The sequence below is a fragment of the Deinococcus rhizophilus genome, from assembly GCF_030271215.1.
GTDB classification, from domain to species: domain Bacteria; phylum Deinococcota; class Deinococci; order Deinococcales; family Deinococcaceae; genus Deinococcus; species Deinococcus rhizophilus.
Map to the genome: position 1 here is coordinate 1 of NZ_JASNGB010000045.1, position 18,203 is coordinate 18,203.

Sequence of the window (18,203 nt, forward strand, 5' to 3'; positions counted from 1 at the left end):
TGCGGGCTGGGCGGGGGCAGGCGCCGCCGGAGCCGTCGGCGGCGTGTAGCTCGCGCCGCCCACCCCCGCGTTCGGGTCGTTGGCGAGGCGGGCGAACTCCTTGGGGTCCACCGCGCGGGCCACGCCCGTCTCGTAGGAGATCACCCGGCGGCGGTACAGGTTCGCCAGGAAGGCGTCCATCGTGACCATGCCCTCCCGCGCCCCCGTCTGCATGGTGGAAACGATCTGGTAGGTCTTGCCCTCGCGGATCAGCGCCCGGACGGCGGGATTGGCGATCAGCAGTTCGTAGGCCAGCACCCGCCCCGGGCCGTCCGCGCGGGGCAGCAGCTGCTGGGTCATCACCGCGACGAGGTTGCCCGCGAGCTGCACCCGGATCTGCTCCTGCTGCTCTTCGGGAAACACGTCCACGATGCGGTCGATGGACTCGGGCGCCGAGTTGGTGTGCAGGGTGCCCATCACCAGGTGCCCGGTCTCGGCGGCGGTGACGGCGGCGCGGATGGTCTCGTAGTCGCGCATCTCGCCCACCAGGATCACGTCGGGGGCCTGCCGCAAGGAGGCCCGCAGCGCGTCCGCGAAGCTCATGGTGTCCGAGCCGATCTCGCGCTGGTTGACGATGCTCTGCTTGTGCGAGTGCATGAACTCGATGGGGTCCTCGATGGTTACGATGTGGAGCCGCTTGGTCACGTTGATGTGGTCGATCATCGCCGCGAGCGTGGTCGACTTGCCCGAGCCCGTCGGCCCGGTCACCAGCACCAGTCCGCGCGGCGCGTTGGCGATGTCGGTGATGTTCTGCGGCAGGCCCATCTCCTGGGCGCTGCGGATGGTCGTGGGAATCAGGCGCATCACGCCGCCCACAAAGCCGCGCTGCATAAAGGCGTTCACGCGGAAGCGGGCCTTCTCGCCCAGCGCGAACGAGAAGTCCAGCTCGCGCTTTTCCTCGAAGGTACGCTGCTGGCGCTCGTTCATCATCGAATACATCAGCTTGCGGGTCTCGGTCGCGGCCAGGGGCGCCATCCCCTGCTGCGTCTCGTAGTTGCCGCTGAGCTTGAACTGCGGCGCCAGCCCCACGGTCAGGATGATGTCGGACGCGCCCTTCTCGGCGGCGAAGCGCAGGATGTCGGTGATGTCGGGGGCAGCTTGGGTCATGGGGTACCTCGGCGGGTGGAGGGTGGCGGGTGGAGGTCAGTGGGGAGTGGGGAGTGGGCAGTAGGCAGTGGAGGGCTGGCCGCTGGACGCTGGCGGCCCCTATCCCGCCGTCACCGCCAGCACTTCTTCGAGGGTGGTCAGGCCCGCGAGCGCCTTTTCGATGCCGTCGCGGCGCAGCGTCTTCATGCCGCTCTCGCCCAGGGCCACGTCGCGCAGTTCGGCGGCGGTCTGTCCGGCCCCGATGGCGCGGCGCAGGGGGTCGTCGATCACCATCAGCTCGTGGATGCCCATGCGGCCCTTGTAGCCGGTGCCGCCGCAGCGGGGGCAGCCCGCGCCGCGCACCAGCGAGGCCCCGCGCACCTCTTCCTCCCCGATGCCGAGCCGCCGCAGCACGTCGGGGTCGGCGTTGGTGGGCTGCTGGCACTCGGTGCAGACCCGCCGCACCAGCCGCTGCGCCAGCACCCCGATCACCGACGCCGAGATGTTGAAGGGCTCCACGCCCATCTCGTCGAGACGGGTGATCGCCCCCGGCGCGTCGTTGGTGTGCAGGGTCGCCAGCACCAGGTGCCCGGTCAGCGCCGCTTCAGTGGCAATCTTGGCCGTCTCGGTGTCGCGGATCTCCCCCACGAAGATGATGTCGGGGTCCTGGCGCAGGAAGGCCCGCAGCGCCCGGGCAAAGGTCATTCCCGCCACCGAGTTCACCTGCGACTGCACGATGCCCGGAATCTCGTACTCGATGGGGTCCTCGATGGTCGTGGTGTTCTTCTCGGGCCGGGCGATGCGCTTGAGGGTGGAAAAACTGGTAAAGGACTTGCCCGACCCCGTCGGCCCGGTGACCAGAAAGATGCCGTTGGGCTTCTCGATCACGTCCAGATACCGCTGGAAGTTGTGCGCCGAAAAACCGAGCTGCTCGACCTCGGGGATGTTCTCGGCCTTTTGCAAGAGGCGCATCACGGCCTTCTCGCCGTACACGGTGGGCAGGGTAGAAAGGCGCAGGTCGATGTCGATGGAGCCCTTCTTGAAGCGCACGCGGCCGTCTTGCGGCAACCTCCGCTCCGAGATGTCGAGGTTGCCCATGATCTTGATGCGGGCCAGCACGCTCTGGGCACTGCCGCGCGGCAGCTCGGGCTGTTCGCGCAGCACCCCGTCGATGCGGTAGCGCACCCGCAGCGAGATCTGGGTGGGCTCGATGTGGATGTCCGACGCGTCTTGCAGGGCGGCCTCGCGGATAATCTGGTCGACCACCCGCACGACCGCGTTGTCGTCGAGCCCGGCATTGAGGTCGACCTCCTCGCGCTTGGATTCCCGCGCCTTGCTCTCGGCGGCGAGCTTCTGGTTGAGCGCCGCCATGTCCTTGTTGCCGTGGTAGCGCTCCAGCAGCCGGGTGATGTCTTTTTCCGCCATCACGGCGGGGATGATCTCGCGGCCCGCGATCAGCTTGAGGTCGTCGAGGGCGAACACGTTGCGCGGGTCCTTCATCGCGACGATCAGCGCCTCGCCCTGCAGCCGCACCGGGACCACCCCGTAGCGCCGGGCGGTCGCCTCGGGGATCAGCAGGGCCACCGCCGCGTCGGGCGGGTTCTGGAGGGGGTCGAGGTACTCGTAGCCCAGCTGCGCGGCCAGCGACCGGGCCAGCATCTCGGGGCTGAGCTTGCCCGACTGCACCAGCGTGTCTTCCAGCCGCCCGCCTCCCGCGTTCTGCTTTTGCAGCGCCGTGTCGATGTCGCCGGGAGTGGCAAAGCCCAGCTCCACGATCACCTCGCCCAGCGGCTTGACCTTGCCGCCACGGGCCTGCACCTGCAGCGCCTCGCGCAGTTGCGCCCGCGAGAGCGTGCCCTGCTGCACCATCTGTTCGCCCAGCCGGGCCCGCTGCGGGTAACAGCGTTCGATCAGGGCCTCGACGTCGCGCGGGCGGGCCAGAATCAGGCTCACCGGGCGGGCGATCAGGGCCTCCAGTTCTTCGCGGCGGCGCGGATCGCTGGTCAGGACCGTCACGCCCGCCGCCGTCTCCTCGACGGGCACGGCCGAGAGCCGCAGGGCGTCCGGGCGCAGCAGCGCTCCCAGCACGTCCTCCGGAGGCTGCAGGCCCCGCGTGTCGGGCAGGTAGGGGGTGCCCGCCTGCTCGGCCAGCACCTCGTACAGCCGCTCCTCGGTCAGGGCCCCCTGGGCGACCAGCGTGGCCCCCAGCGATTCCCCGGTCTGCTGCTGGGCGTCGAGCGCCACCTGCAGCTGCGCGTCGGTGACCAGCCCGCGCGTGGTGAGCAGGCGGCCCAGTTGCCCGCCGTTCGCGTCGCCGCCCTCCTCGCCGGGCAGGGCCACGTCCAGCCCGAGTTCGGGATAGTAGGTGGCGATCGCCCACAGCACCTGATCGCGCAGGGCCTGATACGGCTCGATGTTCAGCCCCGAGTCGTCCTCCAGCGCCTCGATGGCGAGGCTGGAGAGCGGGTCCACAAAGGCCACCCGCAGGGTGTCTCCCTCCCGCGCGAACGCGAAAGCCGCCACCCGCTGCGCGGTCTGCGCCCGCACCGCCCCCACCGCCCCCGCCTCCGGCGTGATCACCAGCAGGTTGACCAGCGGGATGCCCAGCGCTTCCTCGATGGCCCGCGCGATGCGCTTCTCGCCGACCTGCCCGGAGTCGATCAGGATGTCGGCCAGCCGCCCGCCGACCTCGGCGTGCCGGACCAGCGCCTTTTGCAGTTCGGTGTCGCTGACATAGCCCTGTTCGAGCAGAATCGCTCCGAGTCTCCGGTCGCCGATAGAAAGTGCCACTGTGTCTCCTGGGGGTGGGGGTGGGGAAAGCGGGGCTAGGCCCGCCAGTCGTGTCCGTAGCGTTTGAGGACCGCGCGTTCGAGCTTGCGGGTCACGCGGGTGTGCGGCAGGGCGTTGTCGGCCAGCGGGTAGACGAGGATGGTGTGCATCCCCGCGAGGTTCCCGCCGAGAATGTCGGTAAAGACCTGATCGCCCACCATGCCGACCTGATGGGGCGGCAGCCCGAGCTTGCCCAGCGCCTGCCGGAACGCGCGGGGATTGGGTTTGCCCGCCATGCCGACGCCCTCGAAGCCGAGTTTGTCCAGCCAGAAGCGGGCCCGCCTGCCCGTCGCGTTGCTCAGGAGGTACAGCCGGATGCCCGAGCGGCGCAGCTCCGCGACCCAGGCCATCACGTCGGCCCGTTCCTCGTAGCTGCCGTAGGGAATCAGCGTGTTGTCGAGGTCGAGCAGCAGCCCGCGCAACCCCCGCGCCGCCAGGAACTCGGGGGTGATGTCGTGGACGTGGGGCAGCACGTCGCGGGGACGCAGCAGGCTCACGCGTCCACCCCCAGCCCAGCGGACGGGTCCGGCAGCCCGATCACGGCCCACATCCGCCCGGTGCGGCCCGCGTCGCGGCGGTAGGAGTAGAAGTCGGCCTCGGTGGAGCAGCGCCCGCTGACCCAGAGGTGCCCCGGGGTCACGCCCGCCGCGAGTAGCACCGCCCGGTTCGCCCCGGCGAGGTCGAGGTGGGGACCGCCGGGCCGCTCCAGCACACTGCCCTCCAACATATGGGCCCCCAGCCCGGCGTCCCGGAACTGCCGGGCCACGTCCGCGCCCACCGCGTACCGCTCGCCGCAGATGCCGGGGCCGACGGCGGCGCGGATGTTCGCCGGGTTCGCCCCCCGCTCCACCATCGCCTCCACCGTGCGGGCGGCGATGCGGCCCAGGGTGCCGCGCCAGCCCGCGTGCGCGGCCCCCACCACGCCCGCCTCCACGTCCGCGAGGAGGATGGGATAGCAGTCGGCGGTCCCGATGGCGAGGAGCAGGCCCGGCTCGTTGCTCACCAGCGCGTCGCCGTCCTGCACGCCGGGCTGCGCCTCGCGCACGTCGGTGCCATGAACTTGATTCAGCCGGGCCACCTGCGAGGGGGCGAAGCCCAGGGCCTCGGCCACCCGGCGGCGGTTTTCGGCCACGGCCTGCGGGTCGTCCTCACGGTCGTCGAGGTTCAGGCCTGCATAAGCCCCCAGCGACACGCCGCCCGCCCGCGTGGTGAACGCGTGGGGCAGCGGCAAGGCGGGGGAACGCAGGAACATCAGGGGGTCAGTATCGGGGCGCATGTCTCACCGAAGTCTGACGGGTGTACCCCCGGCGGGGGTGTGGAGGGGTCAGGGGGCCAGGACCGTCATCTCAATGGTGAGTGATCCGGTCCGGCACTGTGCTCCCTGGGCACGCGTGATCACCCCAAAGGAAGAGGTACCGGGCCGGGCCGTCTCAGGCACCCGCACCCGCACCGTGACCTGGGGACCGCTGAAGCTCAGCGAATCGCGCAACACGTCAACGGGCTGAATCACGCCCCCCGTGAAGAGTGCCCCCGGAGCAGAGCTAGAGCGTATAAAACTCACTTCGCCCTGGTTGGGTTGACCATTGACCAGCACCGATAGGGTGACCTCGCGGGTCTCGCCGGGGTGCAGGGTGACCGTCCCGCCTCCGCTCACCGTGCGCTCCCGGCCCGTCGGGATGCAGACTACCGAGTCGGGAATGGGACTCCGCAGGGGCTGCGAGCAGGCGGGCAGGGCCAGCAGCAGGGCCAGGGGAAGCCAGAGGGAGCGACGCATGGCTGGAGTATAGGTGTGTCCGGCGAGGGCGGCCTGGCCACTTTTGCACCCACTCCAACCCGCACCCCCCCCTCGTTGCTACAGTCCCCCCCATGAGTCTGACGATTGACCTCTCCGGCAAGACGGCCCTGGTGATGGGCGTGGCGAATGCCCGCAGCCTGGGCTGGGCCATCGCCGAACCCCTTCTCCAGGCCGGGTGCCGGGTGGGATTCTCCTACCAGGGCGAGCGCCTCAAGGCCGAACTCGACAAGCTGCTCGTGGGGCGGGGGGGCGTGTGGACCCAGCAGGCCGACGCGACCAGCGAGGAGGAGATGACGGCGCTGTTTGCCCGCGTGCGGGAGGAATTCGGGCACCTCGACTACCTCGTGCATTCCATCGCCTACGCGCCGCGCCCCGCGATGGAGGGCCGCTTTATCGCCACCACGCCGGAGGACTGGAACACCGCCCTGAACGTGAGCGCCTACACGCTGGTCAGCGCGGCCCGCCACGCCGAGCCTCTGCTGCGCCCCGGCGGGAGCGTCATCAGCCTGACCTACCACGCCTCGCAGCAGGTCGTGCCCAAGTACAACGTGATGGGCGTGGCGAAGGCGGCGCTGGAGGCGGCCACCCGCTACCTTGCCGCTGACCTGGGCAAGGCGGACGTGCGGGTCAACACCATCAGCGCCGGGGCGATGCGGACGGTCGCGGCCCGCTCTATCCCCGGTTTCAGCGGCCTGTACGACGAGGCCGGACGCCGCGCCGCCCTGGGCCGCCACGCCACCCCCGAGGAGGTGGGCAAGCTGGCCCTCTTCCTGCTCTCGGACCTGGGCAGCGGCGTGACCGGGCAGACGGTCTATGTGGACGCCGGGGCGAACATCATGACCATGCGGCTGGAGTGACCCCCCCGCCGCGCCCGGCTTCAACCCTGCTTTACTTCCCACAGTGGCCCCCGGCCCACGCGCTACAGTGGCGGGCGTGACGTGGCTGAAGCCGGTGAGCATCGATGGAGACGCGCAGGCCGCGTATAACGAGTTTCTGCGGGACCTGGAATCCAGGCTCGCGGACCCGGCGACCGACCGCAACGTGGTGGCCCGCGAGGTGCTGGCGCAGGCGATGTACGGGCGCGAGTACGGGCAACTCCTCGCGGACGCGCCCATTGCGGCCCTGAACCTTGACGCGCGGAACGTGACCTTCGAGGCCGAGTACTACATGGTGACCGATACCGAGCAGTTTGCCCGCGTCAAGCCGCTGCTGTGGCTGTGGAAGAACCTCGACCTCACGCCGGTCGGGCAGAACCCGGTGACCGGGATTCCGGTCCGCCGGATTCTCGCCGGGCACATCTTCCGGCGGGTGGGGCGCGACTTCAAATGCTGGCAGAACGTGGAATTCAGCGTGGGCTACAACATGGAGGTGGGTCATGGCGTGGTCGTTCACCGCCACGTGTTGCTGGATGACATCGGCGGGATCGAGCTCCACGACCATGCCTCGGTCAGCGACTACGTGAACATCTACAGCCACACGCACTCGGTGCTGGACGGCCCGGACGTGACCCTGCGGAGGACCGTGATCGGGCGCGGGGCGCGGATCACCTACCACTCGACCGTCCTGGCGGGCAGCGTGGTCAGCGACGACGCCATGCTCGCCACCCACGCCCTGCTGCGCGGGGACATCCCGCCGCACGGGATCGCGATGGGGCTGCCCGCCCGCGTGACCCGCTTCAAGGACCGCGCCCGGCCGGAGGCGTACGCGGTGGACTCGCGCACCTACCCGCACGACGGCGGGCGCAAGGCCAACCCGCACTTTCCCGACCCCACCCCCAACCAGAGCCGCCTGCCGGGCGAGGGCGACCTCCTCTAGCGCCTGACCGTGATCCCGTGACCCTCCCCGGTGCCCACCGCGAGGCCGTCTGGACGCGGCTGATGCGCGAGCGGGCCTGCGCGTACCCGCTGCCGCCCCACGGCCACCATCCCAACTTCATCGGGGCGGCGGGGGCGGCGCGGGCGCTGCTCTCACACCCGGAGGTCGCCCGGCACCGCACGCTGATCGTGGGCGGCGACCGGGTGCTGTACCCGCTGCGCAAGCTCGCGCTGGCCTCGGGCGTGACCCTCTACGTGCCGCACCAGACGCGGGAGGGATGGTACTGGCGGCTCACCGACCCGGCGGGGGCGCAGCTGCGGGCGATGGCGCGGGTGGGCGAACCCAGCTTGAAGCCAGAAGGGGCCGGGGCCGCCGTCCTCGCCTGCGTCGCCGCAGACCGCGCGGGTGGGCGGCTGGGCAAGGGCTTCGGGTGGGGGGCACGGGGCCTGGGCCTCGGCCTGCCCGAGCACACGCTGGCGCACCCGCTGATGCTCTGGGACGCGCTGCCGTGCCCGCCGGACTCGCGGGTGCGGCTGATCGGGGGGCCGGGAAGGGTGGTGACGGCGGCACCCGGTGATCCGCTTCCGGGCGGGGGCTGACTCCTGCTCGCTCCGCTCGGGTGGCCGACGAACACGGCCACCGGAGTCATTAGACTGAGTCCATGACCAAGCGCAGCAAAGTCTTCGTGCCCGCCGTCGTCACCGTGGCGACCGTCGGGGTGGCCGCCGGGGCCGCCTATGTCGCCCGCTACCGCAAGGACGACGTGAAGGAACTGTTCGTGGCGCAGGCCCTGGAGCGCCCCGCCGCCCGCCAGAGCTACGCGGAACTCGCGCAGGGGCTGGAGCGGGCCGGGATCGCCCTCTTCCAGCGGGCGGGCCGCGCCGCCGATACCCCGGCCAACCGGGGCGTGCTGACCCACGTCATCGGCATCGAGCGCTGGGGCCAGGAGCGGCTGCGCGCAGCGCTGGGCGAGCGCGAGTTCGTGCGGGACGACCACCACCCCTACAAGCCCGGCGCGGGTGTTTCCCTGCGCGAGTTGCGCGACCTGCTCTCCCAGACCCGCTCGCGGACGGTGGACCTCGCCCGGCGCCTGAACGCTTCCCCCCCCGCCGAGGGCACCACCGTCGAGCACAACGGGCTGGGGCCGCTGACCCCCAAGGGCTGGCTGCGCTACCTCACCCAGCACGCCGACGGGGAGAGCCGCAAGCTGCGCGGGGCCAAGGAAGCCAGAGCCCTGGGCGAATGACCCCGCCCCGCCTCTGGACGGTGGGTTACGAGGGCGCCGACCTGGATGCCTTTCTCGCCACCCTGGAGGCGGCGGGCGTGACCCTGCTCGTGGACACGCGGGAGCGGGCCCAGAGCCGCCGCCGGGGCTACAGCAAGACGGCGCTCGCGCAGGCCCTGGCAGAGCGCGGCATCGGCTACCGCCACCTGCGGGCACTGGGCACGCCGCCGCCGGTGCGCAAGGCGTACAAGCTCGACCACGATTTCCGCGCCCTGGAAGCGGCCTACACCCTGCACCTCGCCACCCAGGGCGAGGCGCTGGAGGACCTGGGCGACCTCGCCGCGCGGGAGCGGGTGGCCCTGCTGTGCTACGAGGCCGATCCCACCACCTGTCACCGCTCGCTGATCGCGGCGCGGCTGCGGGCGCTGGGGCGGGTGGGCGACGTGGTGGACCTCGACATTCCGGGGCGCAGGCCCTGAAACGGCGTAGAAAGCTGTAAGAGCCTCTGCTCTACGCTGGGCGGCGATGAGCGTGCTGCAAGCCCTCCTGGGCGTGATCGTGAAGGCCGGAGCCAGTGACATTCACCTGCGGGCCGGGAGTGCCCCCGCCGCGCGGGTGAACGGCGAGATCGTGCGCTTCGGCGAAGACCGGCTGCTGCCCGAGCACGTCGAGGTCTTTGCCCAGGAGATGATGGGGCGGCCTGGCCTGTGGGAAGAATTCCTGGCCCGGCGCGACGCCGATTTTGCCTACGGGGTGCCCGGCGTGGCCCGCTTCCGGGTGAACGCCTACTACCAGCGCGGCACGGTGGGCCTGATCATGCGCGTGATCGAGGACAAGCCCATTCCCGGCTTCGCGGACCTCGGCCTGCCGCTGGGCACCTTCGAGGAACTCGCGGGCCACGAGCGCGGGCTGGTGCTGGTGACCGGGCCGACCGGGTCGGGCAAGACGACCACGCTGGCCTCCCTGATCGACCACATCAACGCGACCAGCCCGGTCAACATCGTCACGCTGGAAGACCCCATCGAGATCCTGCACCGCGACAAGCGGGCGCTCGTCTCGCAGCGCGAACTGGGCACCGACACCCTGAGTTTCGCGGCGGGGCTGCGGGCGGCGATGCGTCAGGACCCCGACGTGATCCTGATCGGCGAGATGCGCGACAAGGAGACGGTGGAGGCTGCGCTCTCGGCCGCGCAGACCGGGCACCTCGTCTTCTCGACCCTGCACACCCAGGACGCGATTCGCACGGTCAACCGCATCATCGACTTCTTCGCCCCGCACGAGCGCGACCAGATCCGGCTGGGCCTCTCCGAGAGCCTCGTCGGGGTGGTCAGTCAGCGCCTGCTGCCCCGCAAGGGCGGCGGGCGGGTGCTGGGCATGGAGATTCTGCTGGGCACGCCCACCGTCCGCGAGTGCGTCAAGGACCCCGAGCGCACCGACGAGATCAAGCAGGCCCTGCTGGAGGGCGGAGCGCGGGGAATGCACACCTTCGACCAGCACCTCGCCCAGCTGGTGAGCGAGGGGCTGATGACCGAGGAAGACGCCATGCAGACCGCCACCAGCCCGCACGAGCTGAAGATCATGCTGATGAAGGCGCAGTTCGCCTGAGCCTGAGTCCAAAGACCCGGCATGTCCAACGTCAGGGCGTGCCGGGCTTACATGGAGGTGGTCAGTACGGAGGCCGCACCGCCCGGCGCAGCACGGACGCGGGCGTCTCGCGGACGGTGCGGTCCACGTCGGCCACCGGGGAGCGGTAGATCAGTTCGGAGACGAGGCTGCGCTGCTCGTCCAGCGCGTGACACACCTGCCGCGCCAGCGAGCGCCACAGCACCAGGGTCAGCCCGGTGGTCAGCAACAGGCCCACCAGCACGGCGATCATGGGCTGCAGCTGCCCGGCCAGCACCCCGTCGAAGTCGGTGATGAAGTACGCGGAGGTGGTTACCCGGAACAGGGTCGCGGGCAGCATCCACAGGCCCAGCCCCAGCAGCAGCGCGGCGGCGTACTTCAGGGGCGAGGTCGCGTCCCGCAAGGCCCGGTGTAGCGCCCCCGAGGGTCCAGGCTGCCTCTGCCACGGTCCCACCCGGCCCGCCCAGCGCGATAGCCCTCCGAAGCCCCGCCACAGCAGTCCCAGCAGTGGCCCCGTCAGCGTGACAACCAGCACCACCGTGATGAAGGCATACAGCCCGGCGGGGAGCAGCTGCATGGTGGGCTGAGGTTGCCCCATTGCCCACAGCCGCACTCCCACGAAGGCCAGCACGCCCAGCCCCAGCACCCAGCGAAGGCCCTGCGTCGCCCCGATGAAGGCCCGCCGCGCTGCCCGGTCGTCCCCGTTCGGCAATCCCGCCGCCCACGCCCGGAAGCCCAGCAGCCCCAGCGCGAGCAGCCCCGCCAGAAGTCCCAGGGTCACCTCCAACACGAGGTGCGGCAGGATTCGGGAAAGGTCCAGGGCGGGAATGCCGATCTCCCGCGTGTCCTCCGGCATCCCGGCCCACGCCCGCAGCAGGAAGAAGACCAGCCCGCCGCACACCGCGAACAGGGCGAGGGCAGCGGCGGCCAGCACTCGCAGGGCCAGGTCCTGACGTGGCGTCAGCAGAGGTGTCATGGTGGAGGCAGCGTACACCGGGCGATATAGGGATGGGGGCAAGAATGCGGGGCGATCCCCAGCCTAGGCCTGCATCCCCCGTCCCCCCTGCTTGTTCATCCACGCGGGCGGCTTGGGCGCGAAGCGGCCCAGGATGGTGCCCTGGTCGTAGGCGAGGTAGGCATCTGCCCAGGAGAAGGTCTGGTTGAGCACCCGGATCGCTTCCGGGCTGCCCATGTTGTGGTCGAGCTGATACAGCACGAACTGCTCGGGCGTCTCCAGCCGCAGATAGGTCGGCATCGCCCCGGCGTGCTCGTCCAGCACGCTCTGGAACTCACCGACCGCGTCGGGGCTGGCCGTCTCCAGGTCGATGGTCACGTACATGACCTTGGGGACCTCAGCGAGCTGCTCGGTGCTGACCACTTCCTCGGCGATGGCCCGCAGGCCGCCGTCCTCCGATTCGAGTTCCACGATCACCAGGGCGGGCGTGTCGTTCACCAGCTTGTCCTGAATGCGGTCGTAGGCGCGGGAAAAGGCCACCAGCTCGGTCTGCCCCGACTCGTCGGCCAGAATGAAACGGGCCATCATGCCCCCCGACTTGGTGGGCTTCTTGACCACGCTCTCGATCATGCCCGCGAGCACCGCCTTGACCCGCTTGCCCGGCGCGACGTTCTGGGTGGTGAACCAGGCGTCGAGGTCCGAGATGCGGCAACTCGCCGCCTCGCGCAGCCCCTCGTGCTGCTCCAGCGGGTGCCCGGAGATATAGAGGCCCAGCGATTCTTTCTCGATGGCGAGGCGCTGCAGGTCGGTGTACGGCTCGACGCCCACCTTGAGCCGTGGCTCGGGTGCGGTCTCGCTCATGCCGAACAGGGCGTCCATGCCGCTGCTGGCCATCGCGGCCGCCCCCTGCGCCCAGACCATCGCCTCTTCCAGACTCTCCATCAGCTGGCAGCGCTCGCCGAAGCGGTCGAAGGCCCCCGACTTGATCAGCGACTCCATCGCCTTGCGGTTGCAGACCTTGTGGCCCAGCCGCGAGCAGAAGTCGGCCAGCGACTTGAAGTCGCCCGCCCGCTGGCGCTCCTCCAGGATGCGCTGCACCGCCGCCTCGCCCAGCCCCTTGATCGCGTACAGGCCGAACAGGATCTCCTCGCCCTGCACCGCGAAGTCGGGTGCCGAGCGGTTGATGTCGGGCGGCAGCACGCGCACGTCCATCTTGCGGGCGTCACTGACGTACTCGGCCACCTTGTCCGAGTCGCGGCGCTCGACGGTGAGCAGTGCCGCCATGAACTCGACGGGGTAATTGGCCTTGAGCCAGGCGGTCTGGTAGGTGATGACCCCGTAGGCGGCCGAGTGCGACTTGTTGAAGCCGTAGTTCGCAAACGCGTCCAGCAGGTCAAAGAGCCGGTTGCCCTCGTCCTGCGGCACGCCGTTCTTCTCCGCCCCGTCCACAAAAATTTGCCGCTGACGCTGCATCTCCTGCGCGTCCTTCTTGCCCATCGCGCGGCGCAGCAGGTCGGCGCCGCCCAGCGAGAACCCGGCGACCTCCGAGGCGATCTGCATGATCTGTTCCTGGTAGACCGGGATGCCGTAGGTTTCCGCCAGAATCTTCTCCAGCCACTGCGCCGAGGTCGGGAAGCCGTCCTTGACGTAGTCCACCTCCTCGACCCCGTGGTGACGGCGCACGTAGGTGGGGATGTTCTCCATCGGGCCGGGGCGGTAGAGCGCGGAGAGGGCGATGATGTCCGCCAGACGCCGGGGCTTGAGGCGGCGTGAGGCGTCCGCGATGCCCGCGCCTTCGAGCTGGAAGACGCCCTTGGTATCGCCCCGGCTCATCAGTTCGTAGGTCCGGGCGTCGTCGAAGGGAACCCGGTCGAAGTCGACCTCGATGCCCCTCGACTCGCGCATGATGCGCTTGGCCTCGTCGAGGAAGGACAGGGTCCGCAGCCCCAGAAAGTCCATCTTGATCAGGCCGATGTCCTCCACGGCCTTCATGTCGTACTGGCAGACCATGCCCTCGCCGGAGGTGTCGCGCATCACGGGCACAAGGTCCGTGAGCTGCGTCTTGCCGATCACCACCCCCGCCGCGTGGACGGAGGCGTGCCGGGTCAGCCCCTCAAGCTTCTGCGCGAACTCGTAGGCTTCGAGCAGCTGGGCGTCCTCCGCGAGCATCTGCGCGATATCGGGCACCGCTTCCCGCGCCTGCTCCAGCGAGTAGGACTTGCCAAACTTGATGGGGATGAGCTTGGAGACCTTGTCGACCTTGGCGTATTCCAGGCCCATCACGCGGGCCACGTCCTTGAGGCACGCCTTGCTCGCCATCGTCCCGAAGGTGGCGATCTGGGCGACCTTGTCGTCGCCGTACTTCTGCTGCACGTACCCGATCACCTCACCGCGGCGGGCGTCGTTGAAGTCGATGTCGAAGTCGGGCATCGAGATGCGGTCGGGGTTCAGGAAGCGCTCGAACAGCAGCTCGAACTCCAGGGGATCGAGGTTGGTGATCCTCATCGCGTAGGCGACCAGCGACCCCGCGCCCGAGCCGCGCCCCGGTCCCACGCTGATGCCCTGATCCTTGGCCCAGTTGATGTAATCCGCGACGATCAGGAAGTAGTCGGGAAATTCCATGTTGTTGATCACCGAGAGTTCGTACTCGGCCCGGCGCAGGACGGTGAGGGCGTGCGCGTGGTGGGTGCGGGTCGTCTCCTCGCCGCTGTCCCCGGGGTCGAGTTCGATGGCCGTGTCGCTGTCGCCGCGCCGGGCCTTGCGGCAGTCCTCGTGGGCGTAGGCGGGCAGGCTCCCCGCCCCGGCCTCGGCTTCCATGACCTCCAGCGCCGGGTAGGGCGTGTACTTCTCGCCCGCCGCCTTGCCGCGCGCCTCCCACTCGCTGCCCAGAAAGGCGAGCAGGGTCAGCAGCGTCTCGAGGTCGCAGGTCGTGGCGTCGCAGCCGTTCACGCGGGCCAGAACCTTTGCCCGGTCTTCCGGCCCCAGCGCCTCCAGCGAGCGCACGGCATAGTCGCGCAGCAGCCCCTCGGTCGCGTGCGCCGGGTAGCGCTTGACCGTCCCCCGGTAGGTCTGCACCCGCAGTTCCTCGGCCATCGTGCGGCCTTCGGGGATGGGCAGGGCGGGCATCTGGTACTGGCGCTTCTTGCCGACGGGCAAGTCGACATTGCAGATGGACGCGATATAGGCCGTGTTGTCGAACGGCTCCTCCCCCCACTCGGAGACCGGGAGCGCCGCCTGCATCTCGTCGAGCCCCTTCACGTAGAACTCGTCGCAGGGGAACTTGAAGCGGTTCTCGTCGGCCAGCGTCGCCTTGGTCTGGATGGCGAGCAGCGTCTCGTGGGCAGTCGCGTCGGTCTTCTTGACGTAGTGGCCATCGTTCGTGGCGACCATCCCGATGCCGAGTTCCTGCGCCCACGCCTTCAGGATGGGGTTGTTCCGCCGCTGCTCGGGCAGGCCGTGGTCCTGAATCTCGATGAAGTAGTTCTCCCCGAAGAGGTCGCGGTACCACAGCAACCTCTGCTTGGCCTCGTCCTCGCGGCCCTGGAGCAGAAGCTGCTGCACCTCCGACCCCAGGCAGCCGGAAAAGGCGATCACGCCCTTGTGGTGCTCCTGCAACAGTTCGTGGTCGATGCGCGGCTTGTAGTAGTACCCCTCGGTGTAGCCGCGCGAGCTGAGGCGGCAGAGGTTCTGGTAGCCCTCGAAGTCGCGGGCGAGCAGGGTCAGGTGGAAGATGCCCTTTTCTCCGTCCTGGCCGCGCGTGCGGTCGCGGCGGGTTCCCAGGCCCGGCACCACGTAGGCCTCGTAGCCGATGATGGGTTTGACGCCCATGCCGGTCGCGTAGTTGTAGAAGTGCACCGCGCCGTGCATGTTGCCGTGGTCGGTCATGGCGAGCGCCGGTTCGCAACCCTCGGGCGTGACCTCCTTGGCCCACTTGAGCAGGTCCTTCAGTTTCGCCGCGCCGTCCAGCAGGCTGTACTGGGTGTGCTGGTGCAGGTGCGCGAACTTCTTGGGTCCGCAGCAGGAGCCGTCCGGCAGGTGGATGTGCCCACTTGAAAGGGGCGGTTGAGCAGCGTCGGCGGCGGTCATGTCCAGAGTCTAGGTTGAGGCGAGAAGGTACGGTGTGACGCCCAGCATTGACGGGGTCAGAAAAGGGAAACCATCGCCGCTTCAGCGTCCACAAAGGCACGGCCCGCGTCCAGGTCGCCCAGCGCCTGACGGACGTTCCGCGCCACCCGCCGCGCGAACTCCACCGGAACGGCATTCCCGATCTGCATCTGAACGTCACGGCGGTTCTGCCCCAGGAAGGCCCAGTCGTCGGGGAAGGTCTGAAGCCTGGCATACTCGCGGTGCGTGAAGGTCCGCAGGCGCGAGGCCGACACCCGCCAGAGGGCCACGTCCGCGCCGGGATTCCGGATGAACTTCTCTGTGCGGCGGTCTTTGGCGTGGCGGGCCGCCCGCACATTGCCCTGTGCCCAGCCCCACACCGTGGCCGTATCCACCGCCGGAAACGGTTCGTCGAACGAGCGCACCGGGTGCCCATCGGACGCGGTGCGGGAAAAGCGGACTGGGACGACCTCGGCGTCCGCTCCGAAGGGTTCTCCGGTCTCACGGTGGACGGCGCTCTGAAATCCCCAGAGCGGATCGTGATTGGGCAGGTTCTCGCCCGACTGTCCCTGCGCGAGGTCGTATACAAAGGGCCGGATGGTCGCTGCTTTGCCCGGCTGCGGCAGATGAAACCCGGTGGGCGCCCCTCCCAGAAACGCCAGGAAGATGAAGCGGCGGCGCGTCTGCGGCACCCCGAACCCCGAAACCCGGAACACGTCGAACACCACGCTGTATCCAGCGTCTTCCAGTTCCGCCGCGATCTGAAGCGCGAAGGGACGCCCGGTGTCCGGCGTGGTCATGGTGCGGAGGTTGAGGACGTTCTCAATAACGATGATCCTTGGCCGCACCCGCCGGGCCACCCGGATGACCTCACGGTAGAGGGTGTTGCGCTCATCGTGTTCGGCCCGGTTGCCGCCCAGGGAAAAGCCCTGACACGGAAACCCGGCCAGCAGCACGTCGGGGCGTTCGGTGAGGTCTGGCACGTACTCGCGCACATCCGCCTCGCGCACGTTCCAGCCGGGGCGATTGTGCCTGACAGTGCGGACGGCCCAGGCGTTGAGTTCGACACCCTCCAGATGCCGGAACCCCTCCCGCTCGAAACCCAGGTCCAGTCCACCCGCTCCGGTAAACAGGCTCAGCACGGTGTAGGGCGTCATGCACCCTCCGCCAGAGCCTCGGCCAGCACGGCCCTAGCGTCCTCAAGGGTCACGGGGTCGCCGGGTTGCCCGGCCATCCGGTAGGCCCTGAACCGGTGCTCCTGGCCCGCTGCCGGGTTGGGAACAAACCGGGGCGTCAGGGTGTCGGTGCCGAACTCGAACGAGTAGCCCGCCACAAGTTGGTCGACCTCACGCCGTACCAACTCACCCACGCAGACCAGGCGGTCATCGGCGGGAACGGCTGCCGGAAGAATCAGAGTGCGGTTTCCCGCCGTGCCGTGCGCCGTGTAGAACGGCAGGGGGAAGACGTACATCTTGCGGTCGCGGAGCAGCAGGTCGCCGTAACTGCCGTAGCCCAGAAAACTGCGGTTCCTCGGCTCCCCGGAATGGGCATTGATAAACGAGGCGTGGCAAATGAGCAGGTCCGAAAGGCCCAGATTCAGGTCCAGCGTCTGGGGATAGCGCCCGAAAACATAGTAAATCCGCCTGCCCTGGTGAACAGGCTGGGGAAATCGGCTGTTGGAATCAATGGTCTTGCGGCCCGGTAAGGCCAGCCCCTTCAGTTCGTAGCCCTCCGGCGCGCCGCTCAGGACAAAATCTGGGTAGCCGTTGCGCCCCACGTCGCTGAAATGGTCCCCCACCACCTCGGCCAGCCTCTGACGCATCCAGTCCTGAAAGAAGAACTCTTTGTCGCTGGCACTTCTTTTTCGCAGGAGGTCCTGACGATTCATGGCCTCGCAGCAGGCGATGAAAATGTCAGCGCAGAGAGAGGGAATCGCGGTCATTCAGACCAGTTTACCCCGGTGCCGCGGTCAGAATGGGTCAGGCCGGGAGGGAACTGAAAAGAGCAGTTAGCCACACTCATGAGCAGCAAAGGTCGCGCTTCTCACTCTTAAGTATTACAGTGGACGCACACATGAAGCCGCATACCATCTTCCTCTCATCCGTCTTGTGGTGCGGTGTAGCGGGGTGCTGGGCGGGGGCGCAGGCCGACCCCTTCCAGCGGACGGCGCCCGCCCAGTCTCTTCCCAACCTGCGCCCCGGCACGTCACCGGCTCCGGCCACCGCGCCCCGGCCCGCGGCGACACCGGCCTCTGCCCCGGCCGAGGCCACCTTCGGCACCCCGCGCACGAGCAGTGACGGCTCGCAGACGCGGGTGGTGTTCGACCTGACGCCGGGCGTGTCATACACGCTCAACCCCACTTTCGGGGGTCTGCGGCTGGACGTGAAGGGGGCCCGCGTGATGCCCGCCGTGACCACCCGGCTGGGGGCCAGCGTGAGCGAGTACCGCGCGGGCAACGGCTCGGTGACGCTGTTCACCCCCTTTCCGCTCTCGCTGACCGACGGCTGGCGGGCCAGCGAGGCGACCCTGGCCTCCGGGTCGCGGGTGCTGATTCTGGAGTTCGGGCCGACCCTGTCGGGCGGGGCGAGCGCGTCTCTCAAGGCGCTGGTGCGCACCGCGACCACGCCCACGGTTCCCTCGCTGTCGCTGACGGCCACCCCGCCGGTGCCCAGGGCCCTGGCCGCCCAGCTGCCGCCCGGCGACACGGTTGCTCCCGCGAACCGGGCGGCGCT

15 protein-coding genes and 1 pseudogene are annotated in these 18,203 nt (G+C 69.3%); 7 read left to right on the plus strand and 9 right to left on the minus strand.

The features are described 5' to 3' along the window. From QOL99_RS06955 to QOL99_RS06975, 5 genes are all read right to left on the minus strand, one after another. On the minus strand, positions 1–1,146 hold a 1,146-nt coding region (locus QOL99_RS06955; RefSeq protein WP_285522521.1), incomplete at its 3' end, for a type IV pilus twitching motility protein PilT. Between the two features lie 99 nt (positions 1,147–1,245). Further along, positions 1,246–3,915 (minus strand): type II/IV secretion system protein, encoded by a 2,670-nt coding sequence (locus tag QOL99_RS06960; protein WP_285522523.1) that lies wholly within the window; start codon positions 3,913–3,915, stop codon positions 1,246–1,248. Between the two features lie 35 nt (positions 3,916–3,950). Continuing rightward, positions 3,951–4,451: a YqeG family HAD IIIA-type phosphatase gene (locus QOL99_RS06965; protein WP_285522524.1), complete on the minus strand. Its 501-nt coding sequence runs from the start codon at positions 4,449–4,451 to the stop codon at positions 3,951–3,953. Beyond that, positions 4,448–5,230 carry a peptidoglycan editing factor PgeF gene (gene pgeF, locus QOL99_RS06970; protein ID WP_285522525.1) on the minus strand — a complete coding sequence of 261 codons (783 nt, stop codon included), beginning with the start codon at positions 5,228–5,230 and terminating at the stop codon, positions 4,448–4,450. The genes QOL99_RS06965 and pgeF overlap by 4 nt, the downstream gene beginning before the upstream one ends. 48 nt (positions 5,231–5,278) lie before the next feature. Further along, entirely contained in the window at positions 5,279–5,728 is a 450-nt protein-coding gene (locus QOL99_RS06975) for a hypothetical protein (protein WP_285522526.1), read from the minus strand. A gap of 92 nt (positions 5,729–5,820) precedes the next feature. Between QOL99_RS06975 and QOL99_RS06980 the strand changes: the two genes are divergently transcribed. The 6 genes from QOL99_RS06980 to QOL99_RS07005 all read left to right on the plus strand — a co-directional run bounded on the left by QOL99_RS06980 (position 5,821) and on the right by QOL99_RS07005 (position 10,394). Continuing rightward, on the plus strand, positions 5,821–6,606 hold the full coding sequence (locus QOL99_RS06980; RefSeq protein WP_285522527.1) for an enoyl-ACP reductase FabI: 786 nt from the start codon (positions 5,821–5,823) through the stop codon (positions 6,604–6,606). Positions 6,607–6,682: 76 nt separating this feature from the next. Further along, positions 6,683–7,564: an acyltransferase gene (locus QOL99_RS06985; protein ID WP_285522528.1), complete on the plus strand. Its 882-nt coding sequence runs from the start codon at positions 6,683–6,685 to the stop codon at positions 7,562–7,564. A gap of 17 nt (positions 7,565–7,581) precedes the next feature. Next, positions 7,582–8,163 carry a 5-formyltetrahydrofolate cyclo-ligase family protein gene (locus tag QOL99_RS06990; RefSeq protein WP_285522529.1) on the plus strand — a complete coding sequence of 194 codons (582 nt, stop codon included), beginning with the start codon at positions 7,582–7,584 and terminating at the stop codon, positions 8,161–8,163. A gap of 62 nt (positions 8,164–8,225) precedes the next feature. Further along, on the plus strand, positions 8,226–8,810 hold the full coding sequence (locus tag QOL99_RS06995) for a DinB family protein (RefSeq protein ID WP_285522531.1): 585 nt from the start codon (positions 8,226–8,228) through the stop codon (positions 8,808–8,810). Next, the gene (locus QOL99_RS07000; protein WP_285522533.1) at positions 8,807–9,268 is read left to right on the plus strand and encodes a DUF488 domain-containing protein; all 462 of its coding nucleotides are present in this window, start codon (positions 8,807–8,809) and stop codon (positions 9,266–9,268) included. The genes QOL99_RS06995 and QOL99_RS07000 overlap by 4 nt, the downstream gene beginning before the upstream one ends. Before the next feature lie 46 nt (positions 9,269–9,314). Further along, a complete protein-coding gene (locus QOL99_RS07005; protein WP_285522535.1) occupies positions 9,315–10,394 on the plus strand; it encodes a PilT/PilU family type 4a pilus ATPase in 1,080 nt (359 codons plus the stop codon). A 61-nt stretch (positions 10,395–10,455) separates the two neighbouring features. On the opposite strand, the gene QOL99_RS07010 is transcribed toward QOL99_RS07005, so the two are convergent. The 4 genes from QOL99_RS07010 to QOL99_RS07025 form a co-directional block, all read right to left on the minus strand. Next, positions 10,456–11,388, minus strand: a complete 933-nt coding sequence (locus QOL99_RS07010; protein WP_285522537.1) for a hypothetical protein — start codon at positions 11,386–11,388, stop codon at positions 10,456–10,458. Between the two features lie 63 nt (positions 11,389–11,451). Further along, the gene (gene dnaE, locus QOL99_RS07015; RefSeq protein ID WP_285522539.1) at positions 11,452–15,453 is read right to left on the minus strand and encodes a DNA polymerase III subunit alpha; all 4,002 of its coding nucleotides are present in this window, start codon (positions 15,451–15,453) and stop codon (positions 11,452–11,454) included. A gap of 56 nt (positions 15,454–15,509) precedes the next feature. Next, the gene (locus QOL99_RS07020) at positions 15,510–16,628 is read right to left on the minus strand and encodes a DNA cytosine methyltransferase (protein WP_285522541.1); all 1,119 of its coding nucleotides are present in this window, start codon (positions 16,626–16,628) and stop codon (positions 15,510–15,512) included. Further along, positions 16,625–17,413 carry a hypothetical protein gene (locus QOL99_RS07025; protein WP_285522542.1) on the minus strand — a complete coding sequence of 263 codons (789 nt, stop codon included), beginning with the start codon at positions 17,411–17,413 and terminating at the stop codon, positions 16,625–16,627. The genes QOL99_RS07020 and QOL99_RS07025 overlap by 4 nt, the downstream gene beginning before the upstream one ends. A 131-nt stretch (positions 17,414–17,544) precedes the next feature. Between QOL99_RS07025 and QOL99_RS07030 the strand changes: the two are divergent. Further along, a pseudogene (locus QOL99_RS07030) lies at positions 17,545–18,203 on the plus strand (N-acetylmuramoyl-L-alanine amidase); the annotation flags it as partial.